This window comes from Secundilactobacillus collinoides DSM 20515 = JCM 1123 (assembly GCF_001435975.1).
Taxonomy (GTDB): Bacteria; Bacillota; Bacilli; order Lactobacillales; family Lactobacillaceae; genus Secundilactobacillus; species Secundilactobacillus collinoides.
In genome coordinates this window covers 1-1,878 of sequence record NZ_AYYR01000098.1, presented here as the reverse complement: position 1 = coordinate 1,878, position 1,878 = coordinate 1, and the positions used below count along the sequence as shown (strand labels likewise).

At 37.2% G+C, this 1,878-nt stretch carries 1 protein-coding gene and 1 pseudogene; one reads left to right on the top strand and one right to left on the bottom strand.

The features are described 5' to 3' along the window. Window positions 1-102: 102 nt before the first annotated feature. A pseudogene (locus FC82_RS17235) lies at window positions 103-312 on the bottom strand (hypothetical protein). A 270-nt stretch (window positions 313-582) separates the two neighbouring features. Between FC82_RS17235 and mobQ the strand changes: the two are divergent. Continuing rightward, window positions 583-1,878 (top strand): MobQ family relaxase (gene mobQ, locus FC82_RS13725; protein WP_162260955.1); only part of this gene is annotated, 1,296 nt, incomplete at its 3' end.

Here is a 1,878-nt window from a genome sequence, read left to right as displayed (position 1 = left end):
TGCCGTAATTTAAAATCTTCCCGCTCAATTTTTTGTTTTAAACGCGCTTGCTGCTCAACTAATTTTTCATATTGATTAGGCATAGTCATTACCACCTAACTATTATTGGTTATTTTGAGATTGATTTAAAAAGGCGGCAACTTTTTTAGCAATTATTTTAATCTGTGGAGTGGTAAGTGTCCCATAATCCAAATTGGCTGATCTAATGATTTGCTTACCGAGATTTTGTTCAATTTTATTTTTTTCAGCTTTAATCTTTTGATTAAGCTGTTTTAATTTGGCTTCTTGTTTTTCTAAGTTACTTTAAGACATAATGATCCCTCCAATCGTATTAAAAATAATCACCGACACTATATCATACAGAGAACGTTAAGTCAAAGGATAGAAGTTGAAATAGCGAAGCGGAAGGCATACACTAGAAGTAAATTTAGGGGAATTAGCAGGCCGAGTGAAACGAGGTCAATGCGCACTTACACGTCATCTTTGATGACGTTGTGCTAAACCCATTAAAACCTGTATTAGAAGTCGCCGATGGCGACAACAAAGTCAAGCCCATAGAATCAAAGGAAGACGGTGACTGACATGGCAATATTTCACATGAGTTTTAGTAATATTAGTGCTGGTAAAGGACGAAGTGCGATTGCCAGTGCCGCTTATCGAAGTGGTGAAAAGCTATTTGATGATAAGGAAGGTCGCCACTATTTTTATGCCCGCTCGGTTATGCCAGAAAGCTTTATTTTAACCCCCAAAAATGCACCAGAATGGGCCAGTGATCGAGAGCAGTTGTGGAATGAAGTTGAAACGAAAGATCGTAAATCAAATTCACGGTATGCAAAAGAGTTTAACGTGGCTTTACCAGTTGAATTAAGTGAAGATGAACAGAAAGAATTATTGAAAAAATATGTACAAGAAAATTTTGTTGATGAGGGCATGGTAGCCGACGTGGCAATTCATCGCGACCACCCAGATAATCCGCACGCTCATGTGATGTTAACCAATCGCCCATTTAACCCCGATGGTACTTGGGGACAGAAAACAAAAACCGAATACATTTTAGATAGTCATGGTAATAAAACTAAGACCCCTGCAGGGAATGTGAGAAACCGAAAAATTTGGTTGGTTGATTGGGATAAAAAAGAAAAAGTAACTGAATGGCGGCACAATTGGGCGGTTAGTGTAAATCAAGTTTTAGAGCAAAAAAGCATTCCCGATCGGATCAGCGAAAAATCATTTATCGAGGAGGGAATAGATGATACCCCAATGCAACATGAGGGAATCAATAGTAAGCGGCATGAAAGAAAAGAATTTAACCAACAAGTTAAGGACTATCGCAAGGCCAAAGCCAGTTATAAAAATAACCAAGAAAAAGTAATCAATAGAGGTCATTTAGATAGCCTAAGTAAACACTTCTCGTTTAATGAAAAACGGGTAGTTAAAGAGTTAAGCCATGAACTGAAAACCTATATCAGTTTGGAGAACTTAGATGATAAGCGGCGCATGCTATTTAATTGGAAAAACAGTACCTTAATTAAGCACGCGGTTGGTGAAGATGTCACTAAGCAATTATTGACGATTAACCAACAAGAAAGTTCACTAAAAAAAGCAGATGAACTCTTAAATAAAGTGGTTGATCGCACGACTAAAAAACTTTATCCAGAGCTTGATTTTGAACAGACAACCGCGGCTGAACGACAGGAATTGATTAAAGAAACTAATAGTGAACAAACGATTTTCAAAGGCAGTGAATTAAACGAACGTTTAATGAATATTCGTGATGATTTATTGACCCGACAATTATTGACCTTTACCAAACGGCCATACATTGGCTGGAAGTTATTAATGCAACAAGAAAAGGAAGTCAAAATCGAGCTTAAATAT